Origin of the sequence: Sphingomonas sp. PP-F2F-A104-K0414 (assembly GCF_004340945.1) — a bacterium.
Taxonomy (GTDB): domain Bacteria; phylum Pseudomonadota; class Alphaproteobacteria; order Sphingomonadales; family Sphingomonadaceae; genus Sphingomonas.
On sequence record NZ_SLYD01000009.1, the window covers coordinates 100,139 to 120,555 of the forward strand.

The 20,417-nt window shown below is 58.4% G+C and carries 13 protein-coding genes and 1 pseudogene; 9 read left to right on the plus strand and 5 right to left on the minus strand.

The window, feature by feature from the left end; all coding sequences use genetic code 11:
• Positions 1 to 130 precede the first annotated feature (130 nt).
• Positions 131 to 2,857, minus strand: a complete 2,727-nt coding sequence (locus tag C8J46_RS18395) for a TonB-dependent receptor (RefSeq protein WP_165886647.1) — start codon at positions 2,855 to 2,857, stop codon at positions 131 to 133.
• A gap of 742 nt (positions 2,858 to 3,599) precedes the next feature.
• Between C8J46_RS18395 and C8J46_RS18405 the strand changes: the two are divergent.
• A pseudogene (locus C8J46_RS18405) lies at positions 3,600 to 4,345 on the plus strand (IS110 family transposase); the annotation flags it as partial.
• A gap of 322 nt (positions 4,346 to 4,667) precedes the next feature.
• Here C8J46_RS18405 and C8J46_RS18410 read toward each other — a convergent pair.
• The gene (locus C8J46_RS18410; protein WP_132742157.1) at positions 4,668 to 4,874 is read right to left on the minus strand and encodes a hypothetical protein; all 207 of its coding nucleotides are present in this window, start codon (positions 4,872 to 4,874) and stop codon (positions 4,668 to 4,670) included.
• A gap of 246 nt (positions 4,875 to 5,120) precedes the next feature.
• The gene (locus C8J46_RS18415; protein ID WP_132742158.1) at positions 5,121 to 5,870 is read right to left on the minus strand and encodes a FadR/GntR family transcriptional regulator; all 750 of its coding nucleotides are present in this window, start codon (positions 5,868 to 5,870) and stop codon (positions 5,121 to 5,123) included.
• Positions 5,871 to 6,023: 153 nt separating this feature from the next.
• Between C8J46_RS18415 and C8J46_RS21440 the strand changes: the two genes are divergently transcribed.
• The 5 genes from C8J46_RS21440 to C8J46_RS18435 all read left to right on the plus strand — a co-directional run bounded on the left by C8J46_RS21440 (position 6,024) and on the right by C8J46_RS18435 (position 13,332).
• Positions 6,024 to 6,158, plus strand: a complete 135-nt coding sequence (locus C8J46_RS21440) for a hypothetical protein (protein ID WP_279388912.1) — start codon at positions 6,024 to 6,026, stop codon at positions 6,156 to 6,158.
• Between the two features lie 590 nt (positions 6,159 to 6,748).
• Positions 6,749 to 7,894 carry a galactonate dehydratase gene (gene dgoD, locus C8J46_RS18420; RefSeq protein ID WP_132742199.1) on the plus strand — a complete coding sequence of 382 codons (1,146 nt, stop codon included), beginning with the start codon at positions 6,749 to 6,751 and terminating at the stop codon, positions 7,892 to 7,894.
• Complete coding sequence (locus C8J46_RS18425; protein WP_132742159.1) at positions 7,888 to 8,619, plus strand: SDR family oxidoreductase; 732 nt, start codon at positions 7,888 to 7,890, stop codon at positions 8,617 to 8,619. Before dgoD ends, C8J46_RS18425 begins: the two co-directional genes overlap by 7 nt.
• Before the next feature lies 1 nt (position 8,620).
• The gene (locus C8J46_RS18430) at positions 8,621 to 10,036 is read left to right on the plus strand and encodes a sugar porter family MFS transporter (RefSeq protein ID WP_132742160.1); all 1,416 of its coding nucleotides are present in this window, start codon (positions 8,621 to 8,623) and stop codon (positions 10,034 to 10,036) included.
• A 473-nt stretch (positions 10,037 to 10,509) separates the two neighbouring features.
• Positions 10,510 to 13,332, plus strand: coding sequence for a sugar-binding domain-containing protein (locus C8J46_RS18435; RefSeq protein WP_132742161.1), 2,823 nt, complete (start codon positions 10,510 to 10,512; stop codon positions 13,330 to 13,332).
• 581 nt (positions 13,333 to 13,913) lie between these two features.
• On the opposite strand, the gene C8J46_RS18440 is transcribed toward C8J46_RS18435, so the two are convergent.
• The gene (locus C8J46_RS18440) at positions 13,914 to 16,715 is read right to left on the minus strand and encodes a PAS domain S-box protein (protein WP_165886649.1); all 2,802 of its coding nucleotides are present in this window, start codon (positions 16,713 to 16,715) and stop codon (positions 13,914 to 13,916) included.
• 727 nt (positions 16,716 to 17,442) lie between these two features.
• On the opposite strand from C8J46_RS18440, the gene C8J46_RS18445 reads away from it, so the two are divergent.
• The 3 genes from C8J46_RS18445 (at position 17,443) to C8J46_RS18455 (ending at position 19,779) form a co-directional block, all read left to right on the plus strand.
• Positions 17,443 to 18,096 carry a PAS domain-containing protein gene (locus C8J46_RS18445; protein WP_132742162.1) on the plus strand — a complete coding sequence of 218 codons (654 nt, stop codon included), beginning with the start codon at positions 17,443 to 17,445 and terminating at the stop codon, positions 18,094 to 18,096.
• 537 nt (positions 18,097 to 18,633) lie between these two features.
• Positions 18,634 to 19,140: a MucR family transcriptional regulator gene (locus tag C8J46_RS18450; protein ID WP_132742163.1), complete on the plus strand. Its 507-nt coding sequence runs from the start codon at positions 18,634 to 18,636 to the stop codon at positions 19,138 to 19,140.
• 219 nt (positions 19,141 to 19,359) lie between these two features.
• Complete coding sequence (locus C8J46_RS18455) at positions 19,360 to 19,779, plus strand: hypothetical protein (protein ID WP_132742164.1); 420 nt, start codon at positions 19,360 to 19,362, stop codon at positions 19,777 to 19,779.
• 22 nt (positions 19,780 to 19,801) lie between these two features.
• Here C8J46_RS18455 and C8J46_RS18460 read toward each other — a convergent pair whose 3' ends face one another.
• Positions 19,802 to 19,990 carry a hypothetical protein gene (locus tag C8J46_RS18460; protein ID WP_132742165.1) on the minus strand — a complete coding sequence of 63 codons (189 nt, stop codon included), beginning with the start codon at positions 19,988 to 19,990 and terminating at the stop codon, positions 19,802 to 19,804.
• Positions 19,991 to 20,417: the final 427 nt, after the last annotated feature.

Sequence of the window (20,417 nt, forward strand, 5' to 3'; positions counted from 1 at the left end):
TGGATGAAAACCGGGGGCCCCTCATCTGAGCCCCTTACAGAGGGTGTCAGGAACAACATGGCGCAGGCGTTCTCGCAAGAACGACAGCATCGCGCCGCCGCATATTCTGACGAGAACGCCACTTAGTAGACTAGAATTTCACCCTGACGCCCGTCGTGAATCTGGCGCCGTTGTTCACATAGGAGCGGACTTGATTATCGTATTGAGTGGTGGTTGAGTATTTATCGTTAAACAGGTTCGTACCCTCGACATATATCTGATAGATTTTGCTGATATTGTACGACATGCTGGCGTCATATTGCCCATACGCTTTGACAAACAGTGGTTGGCTGCCGTAGCCATCCTGGAGTGTTGCAAGAAATCGGCCGCGGTGATTGTAGGCTATGCGCGCCGAGACGCCGTACTTCTCGTAAAATAGCGTCGCGTTCTGGGAATTACTCAAGCCCACAATTGCAAATGGCACAGACTCCGATACCTTATCATACGCCCGATTTGTCCCGACGAACGTGGCATTAAGCTGAACGCCAAATCCATTGATGACACTTGGTAGCCAATCAAGAGTATGAACTATATTGAGCTCGATACCCTTAATATTGGCTGACCCAACATTCTGCGGCCTTGTCGCCGTAAAGGTAGCCTGGTTAGCTCCGGTGATAACATTATTTAGGGATATTTTCCCGCTATTAATAATAGCAATATCCTCTTTTGTTACGCTGGTAACAATATAGTCATTTACTTTTTTGAAGTAGGCGGCGGCGGATAGCATGGTTGATCGCTGCGGATACCATTCGATCGACGCGTCGAAATTCGTCGATTTATACGGCCTGAGGTAGGGGTTTCCACCGGAGAGGAAAAGCCCGCTCGGCCTTGAATCGCCATAAGACACGACAGGACTCAGATCCGTTAGGTTCGGACGAGTTAAGGTCTGCGAGCCAGCAAACCTAATTATTACCTCTGGCGTTACATTTAAGCGCAAATTAAAGTCTGGAAGAAAGGTATTGTAAGCATTTGCTTTATTTACAAGACCACCTGGTCCAGCATATACTTTGGTGTATAGGGCTGGCTCGGCCGGAACCGGAATAATATCTGTCAGTACGAGCGAATTTCCGCTGATGCTTGTTTGAGTCCGCACAAACCGACCGCCAATATTCAAGAACCAGGGAATATTTTCCACGCTTCCCTCGAAGTCAGCTTCTGCATACGCTGCGTAGACCTTCTCATGTACCGTGGAAGCGGCATCGTTTGTTACGGCGTATCCCTTACCACCGCCAGCGGCTTGCAATCGGGCAGCCGATGTTCCCGGCGCAGCGCCACGTACGACATCCAATGCCGACAACGCTTGATTAGAGGCAAGATAATTGAGGAGGCCTTCAGGGTCGAATTTAAGGTACGTGGTCGGAATATTTCCAGCAATTTCCGACGCTGTGATCGGACTTAAAATAGAAGATGGAATCTTGACGGTGTACCCGCCGTACAATCCACTAATGTTACCGCCAGCAGACTGAGCGTTAACGTTCTTTCTTTGTCGATTGGTATATGATCCGCCGGCCCGGATCGTTGAGAGAAAGCCTCCGCCCGACTTCCACACCGTATCGAACTTGGCCTCTGTCACGGTCTCTTGGGTAAGGGCGCCACTTCGCTGCGCGACATGGGCAAACATGTCATTTACGTTCGTAAGCGCACCCGGAGCGAAACCGAAGACGGTAGGGAATTTGTCCCCGTCCGCCATATTGTAGGTGTAGGAGGTTGGCCCGCTTCCGATCACCATGTTAAAGTTTTGTCCGAGTGTGTCGTTTACCGCGCGGGAGCGGGTGGCATCGACTACGAAATGTAAACGGTCTGTCGCCTGCCAATCGACATTTAGACCACCCTCCTTCGTCGTAGCTTTACGATTGCCAGGGCCGTGGATCATGTCCGCGCGCCCGTTTGCAGTCGTCGATGTTACCACGCCGCTAGAATCCGCGACGGAGGCAGTGACCGCTCCGGGGTCGAACCAGAAGCCAAGAGAGTAAATCTCGGCTTTCGACGTATAGCGGTTGTACAGGCCATCAAGCGTGATCGACAGCGTTTCGGCGGGTTTAAATTGCACAACCGCAGTCGCACCAAACCTTTTCTGATCCAGATCAGAATTGTTTATATTCCAGTTCTGGGGCGTTGAAACATTGGCTTTTATCGGATTGGTGCTATCCGGCCCTACATTTATGCCGGACAGATAACCGTCGACAGTCACACTATCTATGGTCGCCAACCGACGCTGGTACGACAACGATGCGAGGATCCCGATCCTGTCGTCTGCAAAAGTATCGCTAACGAGCGCGAACAGATAAGGAGTGACTTTCTTGGATGTGCCTTCGTAGTTCGCCTTGGTGGATGCGACACCTCTAAGTCCAGAAGTGTCCAACGGACGAGGAGTTTTTAGGTTGATGGTCGCGCCAATGCCACCATCCTGAAGTCTTGCGAGTGAAGACTTATAAACCTCAGCGCCATCGATGAGTTCTGCCGCTAAAAGATCAAATGAAAACGCTCTTGAATAACTATCAGATGCAAAACTTCTTCCGTTGAATAGCACCGTATTGAACTGCGGACCTAGGCCGCGTACTGTTACAAAACGACCCTCACCATTACTTCTGTCAATAGAAACGCCCGGAATACGCTGCAAAGATTCGGCAACATTAGAATCGGGAAACTTTCCCAAATCTTGCGCAGTGATTGCGTCAACCACCGCAATAGATTCGCGCTTAATTTTGGCCGACGATATCAAGCTACCACGAATACCTGTCACGACGATCTCGTCGCTATCAACGGTTAGCGCAGTCGGTGCGGAGCCAGTAGCCTGCCCATACGCCGAAAGCGGCATCATTACTAAAACCGGCAAAGCGACGCTCGTTGCGAGCCAGAGACGCAAATTGCCCGAGTTGCACAAACCATTTCGCATAGTGACAGCCCCAATCCCATCGAAATTGTATTATATTTCCTCGGGGCACGACTTGCGAGATTCTCTTCGCCACCGGGCGACAGGATCAACTTTTTTATCACAACCCGTTATCCGATTAGTTGGTTATGTATTACTTTATGACGATGTCAATACCAATATATACCAGCCACATTTGACCGACGCTTATCTCGCCCGCTGCCATCTACGTGTGGGGAAAAACGAGGTTTCGACGACCCGGTCGACTGGAAGTGGCCTGCTTCCCGTTTTCGGGACCCTGATCCTTGCACTTCAGTGTCAATCTGCCCCTGAGCCGGGGCCGTTTATAAACTTGGCTGGTTCCAACCCGCCAAGACTGCTTTGCAGACCAACGGTATTGTCGTCCATACGCCATGCCTCAATGACCCGTCTGTCAGCAGACGGCGTTGGAAGCAGTTGCTCGTTCAGGCACCAGTCGCGCAAACTACCGTTTAACCTTTCGACAAAGCCGTTCTGCTGCGGCTTAGTTGGTACGATTTAATGCCACTCGCCCCCGGCGTCCTGGCACCGGGCAAGGACGGTGTAACTGGTCAACTTAGTGTCCTCTTCGGCTCCGCGCAGGCCAGGACTGTCGCTGATAACCAAGCAAGGCGTCGCCCGCGCGCTCATGACCGCCGCTCGCCCACATGCGACCGACGCCGAGGCAATTTGCGAGGCGATGACGCGTCCGACGATGCGGTTCGTTGCGGCGAAGGCCGTCGAGCAGCAGGCGATGGTGTTGCTACACGATAGCCGCGGCCTGATCGTGCGCCAGCGGACGATGCTCATCAACGCGCTTTGAGCCCACCTGGCTGAGTACGGTGTCACGACAGGCTCGCCACGGGGCGCGTGACCGCGCTGCTGAAAGCGCTTCACGAGCAACAGGACAATCTGCCCGTTCACGTCCGCTCGGCCCTGCACGCCTTTGCCGCCCTGGTGCGGAGGCTCTCCAGCGAGGTCGACCGCCTCGAAGCGAAGATGCTCACGTTGCACCGAGCCGACGAGACGAGCCGACGGCTCGCCACAATACCGGGCAGCGGTCCGATCACCGCGTCCGCAATATCAGCGGCAATGCCGGATGCGTCGCTGTTCCGACTCGGACTTCAGTTCGCAGAATGACTCGGACTTGCCCCGCAAGCGAACAGCACGAGCGGCAAGGAGAGGCTCGGCGGGATCACAAAACAGGGTAACGGCTATCTGCGACGCCTGCTCGTGGTCAACGCGACGGCGGTCATGCGCATGGCGTGCAAAGATACCGATCGCCAATCTTGGTTGGCCCAGCTTCCCGATCGCGAAGCGGCGAAGATCGCGACGGTCGCGCTCGCCAACAAGACAGTGCGCATCACTCGAGCGGTGATGTCGCGCGACGAAGTCTACGCGGCGACCGCCGCGTGACCGCTGTCTGTGCCGGTAAGCAACGCCTGGGGCAGGAAGGCGTAGGAGTAAATGAGTAGTAATGACGAACCGGTCAGACCGGGGGGGGGCGGCAAACTCCAGGGGGCACGGCGCTTCGAGCGCGATGAAGTAATTATGGGGGGGGCCAGCGGACTTCATCAAGGCCAGCACCCATGCGGTGCTACGCGAACAGGCCGAACACGTGAATGCACCCGACCGGTGCTCACCGTTGCACAAAAGCTCTTGCGCCACAGGGGGCGTCCACAACTGGACGTAGGCAGAGCGCAGGTTGTTGTCACCCCGGTGGGCACCATGTTCATCTTCAAGGCGATGATCGTGGCCATGCCGGGGTGGTGGCCAGACCGACGGCTCGGGCGATGTTCACCGCAAAGCCGACAGCTGCGATGATGGTGGCTGCTCCAAACGCCCTGTTGATCGGCTGGACGAGCCGCAGCACTGACTCTACGTTTATGGCGAGCGCGATCAGCCCCAGCAACATCGCGAATGCGAAGCCGGCTAGGTCGCCCACCTTGCCCGTACCGAAGCTGAATGCTAAATTTCCTTGGCGTTCGGCATAGGAATAGGCCCAGCCGATACTAACAATGCATCGGCGTGCATCGCCATCTAAGAGCCAACGGCGAGCAGCTCATTGACCCGGTGACGTAGCCAGCGAAAATTTGCTCACCATCTCACTGCCCCAGCATCACCTCCCAGCGAGTGTGGCGGGCATTCTTATCATACATCACACTTAGCCAATGAGGTGGGGTATGTCGTGTTAGAAGCTCGGCTTCGCGGGGTGCTTGCCCGCCTGAAGCAGCAGGTTGAGCGCGCCCTCAATGAGTTTGCTCATTAATGCTGACGCAGCGAGCGCATCACCCTTCATAATGGCGCTAGCCACCCGCTTGTGATCGGTCGCGCTTGCGCGGCTCACGCCGGCATATTCGTTCGTCCGTCGTATGCTAAACCGTAGCGTCGCTTCCGATAGCTCGGTGAACTGTCGCATGAAGCGGTTATTGCTTGCCTCGATCACAGCGCGGTGAAAGGCGATATCCGCCTCGAGCGGATCGTCGTCGCCCTGTTCGGCGCTGAACATTCGGTCGGTCGCATGACCGATCGCGGATCGCTGCGCTCCGGTCGCGCCATCGGCTGCGAGCCCGGCCGCGCGAGGCTCGATGGCCATTCGCATCTCGGTAAACGCGGTGAGCAAATCGATCGAGAACTCCCGCTCGAGCAGCCACTTGAGCACATCTGGATCAAGCAGATTCCAGTTGTCTTCGGGCTGAACCACGGTGCCGGCACGCTGCCGGGCGCGCAGCAGGCCCTTAGCGGTCAGCATCTTTACCGCCTCCCGCACAACCGGTCGGCTGGCGCCATATTGCTCGCAAAGCTGCGCTTCGAAGGGAAATCCGGTCACTGCGGTGAATTGCTCCGTAACGATCGCCCGTCCCAGATCGTTGGCAATACGTCGCGTGATGTTTCCACTACCGTCCTCCCGCGCCGCCGATGGTTTGCTGCTAATGTCCATCCCGGCCGCATACCGGATCGCACTCAAGACGTCACTGGGTAAGGGTACGAAAGGTCAGTCGGCGAAGCGGCGGGCAGGAAGCCTGGCCATCCGGCGTCCATCTCGAACAGTGCGCCTGCGCATGATTCGTCCACGCAACTCAGCGTGGAGGAGGTGGCGAGCCGCCAATCGAGCCGTCTGCTGGCAAAGGCGCAGCCGGTGCTGTCGGTGTGGTATATCGTCCGTCAGTTCAACGAGAATGCGGGACCTTGGCGACACTATAATTACGGGCGCACCGCCGCCACGTAATCGTCAGGACTGGGCGATAGATCGCCCGGGTCGTCCCTTCATCCAGCTTGTCATTCGATCCGGCCCGGTTTCATCCGCGGTAGTCGAGCTTGACATCGTTATGCGATTGCTCGGCCGGTCGGTGTCTGGATTACCGATAAATCCGATCTACTATGCCGAGATAGAGGACGTGAGGGCCGCTCTCGGAGTCCGCCGCGAACGAGCGGGCTTTAGAACGGGGTAGCGCCCAGCCGATCGGCCGCGCCATTTGCTCGACGCGATCGCGCCAGCCATGATGCCAAGTCGGCGCGGCCGTTGTTGAACGATGCCGACCCGCAGCAGTTCAACGGGGACCCTGTCTCCCACTGGGCCTTTAAAGAGCGTCTCTCGGTTCACGCTGAATTACGACGCACTTCATAATCGCCCCAAGAAAAAGTATGATATTTTGTTGACGTTTGTCGAGCCTGATTGGTAGAGTTCCGTCGAATAGGCAGCCCTGAAGGCTGTTCGCGCTGCTTGGGAAGGTGAGCTGTGGCTCTGATCGTTTGTCGTCATGCAGTTTTCGTCCCAGCCGCTGCTTGTCTGGTCGTGCATCTGTGACCGCGCACGGAATGGACCGGATAGGCCAGATCGAAGCCTTTCTGGTCCGACCCCGCTGGCTGTTCGTCCGGATCGAGACGGAAGAGGGGGCAATCGGCTGGGGTGAGGCGACGCTGGAGGGGCACGCCGAGGCCGTGGTCGGGGCACTCGAGGCGGTGCGCGACCGCCTGATCGGGCATGACCCTGACCGTATCGAGGATGCGTGGCAGATGATGCACCGTCTGGGCTTCTATCGTGGCGGACCGGTCCTGTTGTCAGCCATAGCCGGGATCGATCAAGCGCTGTGGGATATAAAGGCGCGCAAGCTTGGCGTGCCGGTCTATCAGCTGCTGGGCGGACGGGTGCGTGATCGTATCCCGGTCTATGCCTGGATTGGTGGCGATTGCCCCGCTGACGTCGCGGCTGCGGCCCGCGCACGCATCGATCAGGGCTTCACCGCGGTGAAAATGAACGGCACCGAGGATTTTGGTTGGCTCGACAGTCCGGCCAAGGTCGACGCCGTAGCTGCGAGGCTGTCCGAGGTACGGGCCACGGGTATCGACGTCGGTGTCGATTTTCACGGCCGTGTTCATAAGCCAATGGCGCGCACCGTGCTGCGCGCGATCGAGCCGCTGCGTCCGCTTTTTGCCGAAGAGATTGTGCTGAGCGACAATCCCGAGATCTTCGCCGCTCTGGCCGGCTTTTCCAGCGTGCCGTTGGCGATGGGAGAGCGGTTGTACAGCCGCTGGGATTTCCGGCCCTTCTTCGAGAGCGGGGCGCTGGACATTGCTCAGCCCGATCTCGCCCATGCCGGCGGTATTTCCGAATGCCGCCGCATTGCCGCAATGGCCGAAACCTATGACGTGGCGTTCGCTCCGCACTGTCCGATCGGGCCTATAGCGCTGGCCGCGTGCCTGCACCTCGCCGCCGCTACGCCGAACTTCGTCATCCAGGAAATCTCGCTGGGCATCCATTATAACGGTGCAGCGCAGGAACTGGCAACATTGATGCGCAATGCAGACCTCTTCCGTATCGACGGTGGCAGCATCGCTGTGCCCGAAGGGATCGGCTTGGGCGTCGATATCGACGAGGAGGCGGTGCGGGCTATGGCGGTCGATCCCCACCGTTGGCGTAATCCCGTTTGGCGGGGACGAGATGGGGAGCTTCGCGAATGGTGACGGACCGCAGCGTCGTCGTGACCGGCGGGCTAGGCGATATCGGTATGGCGGTTGCCCGTGCCTTTGCGCGGCAAGGCGCGTCGCTCCTGCTCATAGACGCGCGAGAGGATGGGGGCGGTGCGGCAAAGGCATTGCTGGCCGAAGGCGCGACGCAAGTGCTGATCCGCACCGCCGACATCGCCGACGCGAATGCGGTTGCCGCGGCGGCGGCCGCTGCGCAGGATGAATTCGGATCGCTCGACGTTGTCGTTAACGTCGCAGGCATCATGATCTACAAGCCGCTGACGGAACTAGAGGCAACGGACTGGCGCCGGCTACTTGACGTGAATCTGGTCGGCGCGGCAATGTTCATCGGCGAAGCGTTTCGCCGGATGCCGCCGGGAGGCTGCATCGTCAATATCGCCTCGGTCCACGCCCGGCGCACTGCCGCCCTTGTTGCCCCCTATGCGGCCGCAAAGGCGGCGCTCGTCAGCCTGACGCGCTCGGCCGCGATCGAGGGCAAGCCATTGGGGATACGGGTCAACGCGATCCTGCCCGGGGCGATCGAGGGATCACTGCTGCGCGCAAGCCCGAACATCCAATCGGGTGCGGAAGTGGTTGATCCAACCGATCTCGGCCAGCCAGAGGACGTCGCCGCGCTGACGGCCTTCCTCGCCTCGGACGCGGCGCGATTCATCACCGGTGAGGACATCGTCGCCGATGGCGGCCGCATGGGGAGGCTGTAACATGCACGTCGTCGATCTCGGAGGACCGGAGAAAAAGGTCGACGCACCCATCGCGACGGGCGCGGTCTGGCTGGCGGCGGCGATCTCAGCATTGGGCGGATTGCTGTTCGGGTACGATTGGGTCGTGATCGGCGGCGCGAAACCCTTTTACGAAGTAGCCTTCGCCCTGGATACGCCATGGTCCCAGGCATGGGCGGTTAGTAGCGCGCTGATCGGTTGCCTAGCGGGAGCGATGGTTTCGGGCGTCATCGCCGATCGTCATGGTCGCCGACCCGCGTTGTTGATCGCGGCGGTGATCTTTGCGGTGTCGTCAATCGGTACAGCGCTGGCGAGTGGCTTCGCCACGTTCGTCGCATGGCGTATCGCGGGCGGTGTCGCGATTGGCATGGCGTCCGGCCTAACGCCGCTCTACATCGCCGAGATTGCGCCATCGGGTAGCCGGGGCCAGCTGGTCGTCCTGAACCAGATCGCCATCGTCGTCGGGCTGCTGGCAGCGCAGATCGTGAACTGGCTGATTGCGGACCCGGTAGCCCCCGGTGCCAATTCGGCCGACATCGCCACGTCTTGGAACGGCACGGTGGGTTGGCGATGGATGTTCGCTGCGGCGGCGGTGCCAGCGATCGTGTTCGTGCTCGGCTGTATCCTGATCCCCGAAAGCCCACGCTGGCTGGCACTGCGCGGCCGATGGGACCATGCGCGCGCCGTTCTAGCCCGGCTGGGGGGCGAGGAGCATGCTCAGTTGGCACTCGACGACATTCGCAGCGCGCTGGGGGCAGCACCGAGACGCAGCCTGCGCTCGGTGCTGCAGGAACCCCGTTTCCGCCGCGTCCTATTGATCGGCGTGGGACTGGCCGTGCTTCAGCAATGGTGCGGCATCAACGTCATTTTCAATTACGCGCAAGAGATATTCGCCGGTGCAGGATACGCGGTCTCCGACACGCTGTTCAACATCGTCATCACCGGCGTCGTGAACTGCGTGTTCACGCTGGTCGCGTTGAGAACAGTTGAGCGCTGGGGGCGGCGTCGCCTGTTGTTGGTTGGATGCACCGGCCTTTCGGCTATATATGCTGCCGTTGGCGCGGGGTATGTCATGGGCGTGCAGGGCTGGCCTATGCTGCTGTTGGTAGTGGCGGCGATCGCCACCTATGCCATGACGCTGGCGCCGGTGACCTGGGTCGCCCTGTCAGAGATTTTTCCGAGTGAGGCGCGAGGCGCGAGCATGGCGATCGCGACAACCGCGTTATGGGCGGCGTGCTTCTTACTGACATATACCTTCCCACTTCTCAACGCTCGTGCGGGAACGGGCGTTACCTTTTGGATTTACGGGGCCATATGTGCGGGAGGGTTCGTATTCGTCCATCGGATGCTGCCGGAGACGAAGGGCAAGACGCTGGAGCAGATCGAACAGGATTGGTGACGGCTCGTAACAAACATTTGACCTGATCTTTGGGTTGAATGGCAGTCATGTGCGATAATGACGCAATTTTATTATTCCTGATAGAACTTCGCCGTTCTTGACGGGGAATTAACAAGACAATTTCGCCCCTAATTTAGTCGGCTTCATAAATGGCGCTAGCATTACGATTTGGCTCAAATGTAAAATCGTCACTGCTGCCTAATCTTCAATCCCGAATTGTTCTTCATGAGACTGGTAACATCTCAATCCCTTTTCGGAGACTGGGGCTTCTGTCAAAACTAGGTGTAACAGTGCATATGATTGTCCAAGTTTAGTAAGAACCAATTTAGTTTCAATTATCGAATAATGATGTGCATCGGCCAACGGCCCGACTGTGAATGGAAGACTGGACGATGGAACACGCTACAGATGGACGTCGAGCGATCAGTCGCCGCCGTCTCGTCCAATCGCTTGCAGTGGGTCCCTTTTTGGGAATGACGGGCGTCGCATCCGGCGCAACCGACGAAACAGCATCAACCGGCAGTCTGGCCGGGATCTGGCGGCGTGAACTTGACCCTGACGATCAGGGGTTGGAGAGGGGCTGGCATCAGAAACCGCTACGGGACACCCTTCCGTTTCCCGGAAGCCTCGAGCAGAACGGCATAGGGCATGCCGTTACGACCGAGACACCGTGGACCGGAGGTCTGGTCGATCGTGGCTTCTTTAGCGAGGCCGATTATGCACGCTACCGCAGCCCCGGAGAGATCAAGGTACCATTCTTTCTCCAGCCCGACAGCTGGTATCGCGGTGCGGCTTGGTACCAGCGTGAAATTGAGGTGCCGAACGCTTGGCGCGGCAAGCGCATCTCGCTGTTCCTTGAGCGGCCGCATTGGGAAACGTCGGTATGGATCGGTGATCACCCAATTGGCCGCAGCGACGCCCTGCATGTGCCGCACATCCATGACCTAGGCACGCTGCAGCCAGGGAGGCACCGCCTGACGATCCGCGTCGACAACCGGATGATTGTCGAGATCGGCCACAATAGCCACGGTGTGACGGACCATACTCAGGGTAATTGGAACGGCATCGCGGGTCGCATCGAACTGCGCGCGAGTGAACCGGTCTGGATCGAACGGGTGGATTTGCACCCCGCACTCCGCGACCACGTACTGACGGTGCACGGCACGCTTCGGCGGCTAGCTGATGCAACGCCTATGGCCGCGGCGGACATCGTTCTGGCCAAGCGCACGACCCGTGTGCCGGTGACGTGGAACGGGCTTGTTGGCAGTTTCCAGGCGATCATCCGACCCAACGCGGCGGATGCGGTCACGCTGCGCAGTTGGGACGAGTTCGATCCGGTGCTGCACGACGTCACCGTTCTGCTCGTTAACGGTGAGGAATGGCTGGGGAGGTTCGGCTGGCGCGATCTCGTTCCCACGCCGATGGGTTTTACCATGAACGGCCGGCCGGCGATGCTTAGGGGGACATTGGATTGTAGTATCTTTCCGCTTACCGGCCACCCGCCGACCGACGTGGAAAGCTGGCGGCGGATTATGCACCGAGTTAAGGACCACGGTTTTAATCACTTGCGTTTCCACAGCTATTGTCCGCCGGAAGCCGCATTTGATGCTGCCGACGAGCTAGGGCTTTATGTGCAGGTGGAAACGGTCTGGGCGAACGAGTCCGTCCACGTCGGTGGCGGCCTGCCGGTCGATCGCTGGATCTACGCCGAAACCGACCGTATCCTTGCCGCCTACGGAAATCACCCGTCGTTCGTCATGATGACCCACGGCAACGAGCCGGGGAGCCCGAAGTCACCGGATGGCGATGCACGGCGCGACGCCTTTCTGGGTGGCTATGTCCGTCATTACCGGGCGCTCGATACGCGGCGGTTGTGGACGTCCGGGGCAGGATGGCCGGAAATTTCGGACAACCAGTATCACGTCACTCCGTCACCCCGCGTCCAAGCGTGGGGCGAGGGGCTTGCCTCGCGGATCAACAGCAAGCCGCCTGAAACGCAGACGGACTATCGCCAAGCGGTCAACCGATACCCGGTGCCGGTCGTCGGCCACGAGATCGGGCAATGGTGCGCCTATCCCAACCTTAACGAGCGCCGAAAATACACCGGTCATCTGAAGGCCAAGAACTTCGATATCTTCGCCGACCGGCTTTACGAGAATGGCCTTCAGGCCTTTGCACCCGAATTCCTATATGCATCCGGTCGCCTGCAACTCCTTTGTTACAAGGAAGAGATCGAAAGCGCACTGCGAACCCCCGGCTTCGGCGGTTTCCAGTTGCTGGGGCTTCAAGATTTTCCCGGCCAGGGTACCGCGACCGTGGGCGTGCTGGATACGTTTTGGGACGACAAGGGCTATACGACGGCGGCTGAATACAGCCGGTTCTGCGCGCCGACCGTTGTCCTGGCGCGGATGCCGACTCGTGTACTGCAATCGGGCGAACCGTTCGCGTTCTCGATCGATGTGGCGCATTTCGGGCCGGGCCCGATCGAGATGGCTCAGATCGACTGGCGCATTGCCACCGCTGACGATGGTGAACTGGCGAAAGGAACCTTCCCCGCGCGCACCGTGCCGCTGGGCAACGCACCGCTCGATCTGTCGACGGCGCCGGTACTAAAGGTGTCTGTTGCAAGTGCGGCCAGCCTTACGGTGACGATCCGGCAGGCGGGTCAATTGATCGCGAAGAATAACTGGGATCTATGGATTTATCCGGTTCCGGTGTCGAATTTCCCCACGTCTACGCGGATTCGCCGCGCTGATCGAATAGACGCGGCGCTGCTCGATCACCTGGCTAGTGGCGGCGATGCATTGATCGGCCTTGATGGAGTAGCGGTTGCCAATTACCCCGAACGGCCGGTGCAACTAGGCTTTTCCAGCATTTTCTGGAATACGTTGTGGACTCAGCGACAGGCGCCAACGACGTTGGGCATCCTTTGCGACCCCCATCATGCCGCGCTCGCCGATTTCCCCACCGACGCACATAGCAATTGGCAATGGTGGTATCCGTTGCACGGTGCAGGCGCGCTTCGCCTTGATCTGCTGCCGCCGAACATCGAACCGATCGTCCGTGTGATCGACGACTGGTTCACCGCGCGATCGCTCGGGTTAATCGTTGAAGTGGCAGTTGGCCGGGGCCGGGCAATCGTATGCGGTTTTGCAATCGACGGGCCGCCGGCTCAGAATCCTGTCACCCGCCAATTGGTCGCCAGTCTTCACCGATATATGGCAGGTTTGGACTTCAAGCCGACTGTGAGAGTGACGGCTCGCCAGCTTCAAAGCCTGTCAGTTCACAATGATTAGGATCAAGGCCCATCGCTCGGTCGGCGCGATCTGATCCAGGCTCTGTGTGGAAGCCGAGGGTGAGAGACCTCTAGTGGCCGAATCACGAGCTTGGCGCGGCTTGAAGCAGGTCTTTCAAAGGGCCCCGCCAAGCTGGGCGTTGATGACGGGCGGGCCTTAAGCGCATCGGTTCGCTCAACCGCGAAACGATGCGCTGGCGCTATGCCCGTATAGGCGTGATACAGACCGAGCGCTCGTCAACCGATGTAGCGCATGGATATCTGTTTCCTTATGGTGGAAGGACTGGCTATCGCGGGCTAGCCGCCGCAGTGGTTATCCTTACATCTTGGGAAATCGCACCGAACTTCTGCTCACCGCTCGACGATGCTCGATTCGGTACCGACACTGACCGGTCAGCGAAGTCGGGTCGCCGCTGCGAACGTGTCGGCCAAAGGCGTGATCGCCGCGATGGTCGTGGCTGCGGCTGCAGCGCCGGGTCGATTCCGGAAACCGCCATGTATCAGCGCCGACCTACCCACGAAGCCCGAACCCTGCCTCAGTAATGTCTGCCACGGATCCCGCCTCACGATCTTTATCCCCATTCAGCGGGAAATCAGTTCCCCGACCCGCCGCTCCAGTTCGATCATGTTGAACGGTTTGGTCAGAATTTCCATTCCCTCGTCAAGATGGCCCGCCCCTACCGCTGCGTTTGCGGCATAGCCGGTGACGAACAGTATTTTCAGTTCAGGCCGGGCGGCACGACCAGCATCGGCAACCTGACGGCCATTCAGTCCACCGGGCAGACCAACATCGGTGACGAGCAAGTCGATGCGCTCGTTCGATCGAAGAATGCTGACGCCCATCGGACCGTTGCTGGCGGTGAGGACGCGGTACCCAGCGTCGCCGAGAATCTCGCTAACCAGTTCGCGAATTGCGATTTCGTCCTCTACCAACAGAACGGTCTGCCCCTGCTGGGCACGGTGCCGTGTTTCCGTTGACTGCGATGGCTCGTGGACGCCGTGCACGCCAATCAGGCGGGGCAGATAAAGACACATCGTCGTACCCTGCCCTACCTCGGAATAGATGCGGACCTGCCCCCCGGACTGCCGGACAAAACCGTAGATCATCGACAGGCCGAGTCCTGTGCCCTCGCCTATCGGCTTGGTCGTGAAGAACGGGTCGAACACGCGCTCGATGATCTCAGGCTCCATGCCTGTGCCCGTGTCGGTCACGCAAAGGGAGACATAGTCGCCGGGGGGCAAATCCTGTGCCGCTGCGGCACGTGCATCGAGCGCCTTGTTGCCCGTTTCTATCGTCAGTCGGCCGCCTTCGGGCATCGCGTCTCGCGCATTGATGCACAGATTCAATAACGCGTTCTCGAGCTGTGGCGCATCGACCAGGATCGGCCACAGGCCGTTGGCCGAGGCGACTTCAACCTCGATCGCCGGGCCCGACGTGCGATCGATTATCTCTGCCATCTCCGCGATCAGTCGGTCGACGTCGGTGGGTTTGGGTGCGAGCGTCTGCCGGCGCGAAAACGCGAGCAGGCGCTGGGTCAGCGCGGCTGCGCGATTGGCGCCTGTCTGTGCCATGTTGATGTAACGATCGACCTTGTCGTACTCGCCCTTCGCGAGCTTGGCGCCGAGAAGCTCCAGCCCGCCGGTCACCGCAGTCAGCAGATTATTGAAGTCGTGCGCCAGTCCGCCGGTCAATTGCCCGACCGCTTCCATCTTCTGGGCCTGGCGAAGCTGTTCCTCCGCCTGCGCCAAGGCTTCGGCCTGCTCCTTTACTGCCGTGACGTCGCGGCCCGTTGCGTAAGTCATGTCGCCGGCGGGTGCCGCAACCCAGGATATCCAGCGAACCGATCCATCCTTGTGCCGATAGCGCACCTCGACATCCGGCCGCTGGCCGTCGGCGGTAAGGCGCAACGCCTCGAGGGTTCGTGAATGGTCTTCTTCGAGAACGAATTCGTTGACGTGATGCCCGACCAGTGCCGTGGCCTCATACCCCAACAACGCCGTCCACGCTGGATTGACGCGACGAAATACGCCCTCGAAATCGATGACCAGCATTAGATCGGGCGACGTTTCCCACATCCGATCGCGTTCCGCCGTTCGTTCGACGACCGCGTCCTCGAGCGTCTCGTTCAGCTGCAGCAGTGCGTTCTCGGCCCGTTTACGCTCGCTGATGTCGATCGAGGATCCCACCAGTCCGACTACAATCCCGTCGGCATCGCGAAAAGGGGCCTTGGTCGACAGCCAGGTTGCGCACGTCCCGTCCGGCAGGCTGATCTCTTCCTCCAGGACCTCCACGTCGTTTTCGGCCATGATCCGTCGGTCGTTGACCTCGACCGCGGCTCCCTGAGAGGGGTCGTCGAGGAACTCGCGATCGGTCCGCCCGATGATCGCCGACAGCGGCTTGCCGACCAGCTCGGCCGTGCCGCGGTTGGCGGCCAGCATTCGACCCGCACGATCCTTGGCATAGACAACCCCCGGCACGGCCTCCATCACCGCCGCTAGAAGCGCACTCGAGTGCCTGACCGCATCCTCTGCGGCGCGACGCTCGTGGATATCGATGACAGAACCGATATAGCCGAGGAACTGGCCGTCCTGACCGAACCGGGGCGACGCCGCGTCGATTGCCCAGCGATATGAACCGTCGGCGCAGCGGAGCCGGTATTCCAGGCGAAACGATGTCTGCGCAGCGTTGGCCTCGAGAAAGATGCGTCCCGCCTCGGTCATGTCGTCCGGATGGGTTGCGTCGAGCCACCCCAGCCCCCCAGCTTCCTCCGGCGTTTGACCCGTGAAAACGTACCACTGCCGGTTGAGGTACGTGCAGTTGCCTTGGGGGTCGGTCACCCACATCATCACCGGCGCATGGTCCGCCATGTTGCGGAACCGATCCTCGCTCTCCCGGACCTCGTCGTATCGACGATCGCGGTCCCTCATCGTCAACCGAAGGTCGAGTTGCGCCATGACCTGATGAGCCAGAACACGCAACGTTTCCTGATGAAGCGCGGTCCATTCCCGGGGACGATGGTCCAGCACGCACAGCGTCCCGATCGGCAAGCCGTCGCCCGTCTTCAGAAGTGCGCCGGCATAGGACCGGATATGCGGATCGCCGGTCACCAGCGGATTGCACTCGAACCGCCCATCGAGGGTAAGGTCCGAGATGAGAAGGGAGTCGTCCTCCAAAAGCGCTTTCGCGCAAAACGAACTTTCAAGCGGCGTGCTGCGCACACCCAATCCAACCTCGGCTTTGAAAAACTGCCGGCCTTCACCAATGAGATTTATGACCGCGATGGGCGCCTCGAACAGTTTTGCAGTCAGTCCTGCAAGATCGTCGAACGAAGCCTCACGCGGCGTGTCCATCACCTCATAGCGTTCCAACGCCGCAAGCCGCATTGATTCCCGATCATCCAACTCTACCAGATTTACCAATGATCTAACCTTAGGACCGATGCGGACGCTTGATCGAACGGATTAGTGATTAGATGGCATTGTGCAACACACCGGGTTTCGGGGGCATTGAAAAACCCGTGTGTTTGAACGACGTTCAGCTAAGCCTCTCCGTTAGTCATGGCGATCGAGGCGAAGTTGACGTGGCAGCCGACGCCTGGAGAGGCTCTCGCGACATCCGTGACGACCACACCAGAAAGATATCGTCCGACCGCGCTGCAGAAATCGTCAGAAGCGATGACGCATCGCCTACGTTCGCTACGTGATTTCATCAAACTAGATGGCGCGTTCGCGCCTCGCTCTATAATGGCTTTCTAACAGTTAGCGTGTTTCGATCGTATCTCCAGGGGTGTCTCGCAATCGGCCCCTGATAGTTTGGCGCTAGGCGATCGCCCTACCGTTCCGCATGGAGGGCTGCTGCTCGACTGCGATACTGACAGCGAATCGTGCATGAAATCTTGTTTTATCTTCTTCCCCATACAGCACATCGGCCTTCCCTTGTTCTCCTATCAGCACCCAAACAGAGTCCGAGACCGCATCTGGATTTTGTGATTAATCATTCACAGAAGCTATAACCACGAAAATTAACAGGAGATATATTAAGGCGACGCATCCAAATACTGTTACGTTCGTAACTGACCATATAAATATAGATATGCCAGGGAGACCGGAAATGCTTGTTGGTCATTCAATTTCTGATGCGTTTGGCAGGATCCTTGCCGTCGATCACGGCATATGCGAGCTGCTGCATAGACCTGAAGCCGAACTGATTGGCATGTCGTACAAGCAGATAACGCATCCTGATGACGTTACCTGGAACGCATCTCTCGTAGACAAGCTGAAAGCGAGTGGCGGGCCGCTTGCCATTCGAAAGCGATATCTCCGTCCCGGCGCGCCTGCTATTTGGAGCGATGTACAGGTGTCTCGTTTGAGGGATGGCCTCGACCAAGGTAGACTCGTAGGTACGATTAGCAAAGTGGAGCTTGAGGCTATTGAGCTATCGCCAGCATTCCTCTGGCGATCGGCGAACAGAAAAGAGCGTGACCTGCGGGCACGCCGCACGGAATTAGGCGATGATCTTTTCGCGGACTACCCTTGGCTGATTCTGTTACAGCTCTACAAGGCTGAGGCGGAAGGAGTTTGCATCAGTCTTATACAACTCTCCCGTCATACCGGCTGCCGGGAACAGACACTCGTTAGATGGTTGAAAGCCCTCGTAGAAAGAGAATTAATCGACTTTTTTGATTCTGATATTTGCGTAGGACAGTTGACATCAACCGGTATGTCAAAAATTGAAGGTTTACTAGAAGTAAGCCTCGATATTTAGCAAGTTTGACGCCTTTAGTTAAAATGAAAAGGTATACTGAAAGGAGCGGCCGCCAGCGCGTGTCTTGCCGCTTCACGTATGAGAAGCGCGCCCAAATAGCTTATGGCCTCAAGGCTGCAAATTTGCTGCAACGTAAATTACATTAATTACATCTATTTCGGCTTTGAACATAGCAGCGGTGCCTTAACCCGGTTGGGTAAGAGACCCGTCTGTTGTATTGTATCTTCATTCGATGAGGGGCTTCACTTGGCCTAAATTGCTTATCTTAAACGGACCAGCGCAGCCAGCAACGGTTGACGATAGCTATGACGATCTAACGCCTGCCGATCGTCAACCCGTCGCCAGCGTTGGCCGATGTGAGATACCGCTCGGTCCTCACCATGCTCACGCTACGTTTGACCGACGTTTCAAATAGCAAAAATCACAGCCCATGCCCATGTCTTTCCATGTGCCGGACTCAAATAGAATGCCTCGAGCAGCGCGAGATTGCCAAGTACCAATCAAATACCTAAGTACACCCCGAGAAATGGAGCTCCTATGCCTGATACCACCCTCGATCTGAACCCCGTCGAACTCGCCACGGAATTGACAATCGCTTGGTTGGCGAACCCCAACACGCGTACGAATGCTGACGACGTTCCGGCTTTCCTGAACAAAATGTACGAGACTGTTTCGGTGCTGGTAGGCGGAAACGCGACCGCTGCTGAGGACGAAGCTCCTGCTCAAGAATACACCCCGGCGGTGACGGCTCGCAAGTCGCTCGCCAGCCCCGATCACATCATCAGCATGATCGATGGCAAGTCGTACAAAACGTTGCGCCGTCATCTCGCCACTAACGGCATGACGCCAGCGGAATATCGCGAGCGTTATGGCCTGAAAGCTGATTACCCGATGGTTGCTCCTACCTATTCGGAAGCACGCCGCACGATGGCTAAGAGCATTGGTTTGGGTCGTAAGCCTGGCCAGACGAATGCAGCCAAGGCTGACGTCAAGCCCGCTCCGGCTTCGCGTAAGCGCAAGGCCGAAGAAGCAGCAGCGGAATAACCCACGGGGCTGGCCTTCTCTAAAGAGTGGGTCGGCCCGTGCCACCATGCGATTTATTGCTGACAAACGTCTCCAACCCGCTTCAATATCTGCGTCGCAACCGCGGATACCACTTCCCGAAAAGGAGCGGCGACCACGACGGTACAGACATTCCCGATAGGCAAGCCATAAAACGGGGGGCATTACGAATTACAAAAGCGCACGGTACGTGGCAGCCTTGTGATCTCGCTGTTGTCGTTTTGCCTCGCCCCGCCATCCAAGTTGCCCGTCAACTCTCTTGTCTATGCCGGTCGCATCGTCGCCGTCCCTGTCGAGGCAACCGGCCCAGGCGAGATGACATACGTTAACCGGACCGAGATGGCCGGGAACCGGGGTCGGCTTGCGGCCAAGCGGGTGCATTTCGATCTGCCGAGCGGTTCGTTGCCCATCTCGGGTACACGCGGAACCGAGGGCGAAGCCAACGCCGCCGGCGTCGTGATCAGGGTCTTCAGCTTCGGGCTTCTTGGCCCGCTAATGAAGGGCGGCAACGCCCGCTTGAATGCGGGCGATATTCTTACGGGTATAACAGTCCGCAAGCCCAAGCGACGGCGACATAGTAATGACGATCGGCCGGGCCGCGCCCGCAACCGCTGCCGTTAGTACAAGACCCGGGCCTTCATGGTCAGACAGGCTTGGCGCCGGCAGTGCCACACTTCGCGAACTTACCATTCGCGCTCTTGCATCGAACCGTCTTCACGGGCGCCTTCGGGCATTTGGTGAAGCGCCCCTTGGCGTCCTTGCACGGCGCCGCCATCGACGGAAATCCAAAGAGCAACGACAGCGAAGCGGCAGCGAACAGCAGTTTACGCATCTGGTATCTCCTGCCCGAGGATCGGGCTGGACGAAACTGCGGCGTTCTCTACCACTCGTCAACGGCGGCGTCTTGAACTCGATAAACGTATACCTTTGAATCGATGGAGGGGGCTCAGACTCTCGAGTTAATCAATGTTATTCCTGCTTATCCTATCAACGGTTCGAGACGTTAGCGGCTCGATTCCTCATACCGACGTGATGGAACGATACTTCCTATACCTGAACGAGCCGGGTTCCCCGATAACCGACGATGAAGGGTTCTTGGCAATGGACCTGAACGACGCCATTCGGGTGGCAATCGCGGGTGCCCGAGAGATCATGGCAGCTGATATCCTATCCGGTAAGCTCTGCTTGGCCGCATCAATCGAAATCGTAAACGGTCAAGGCGCAACGATGCACACTGCTTGGTTCAAGGATATAGTGCT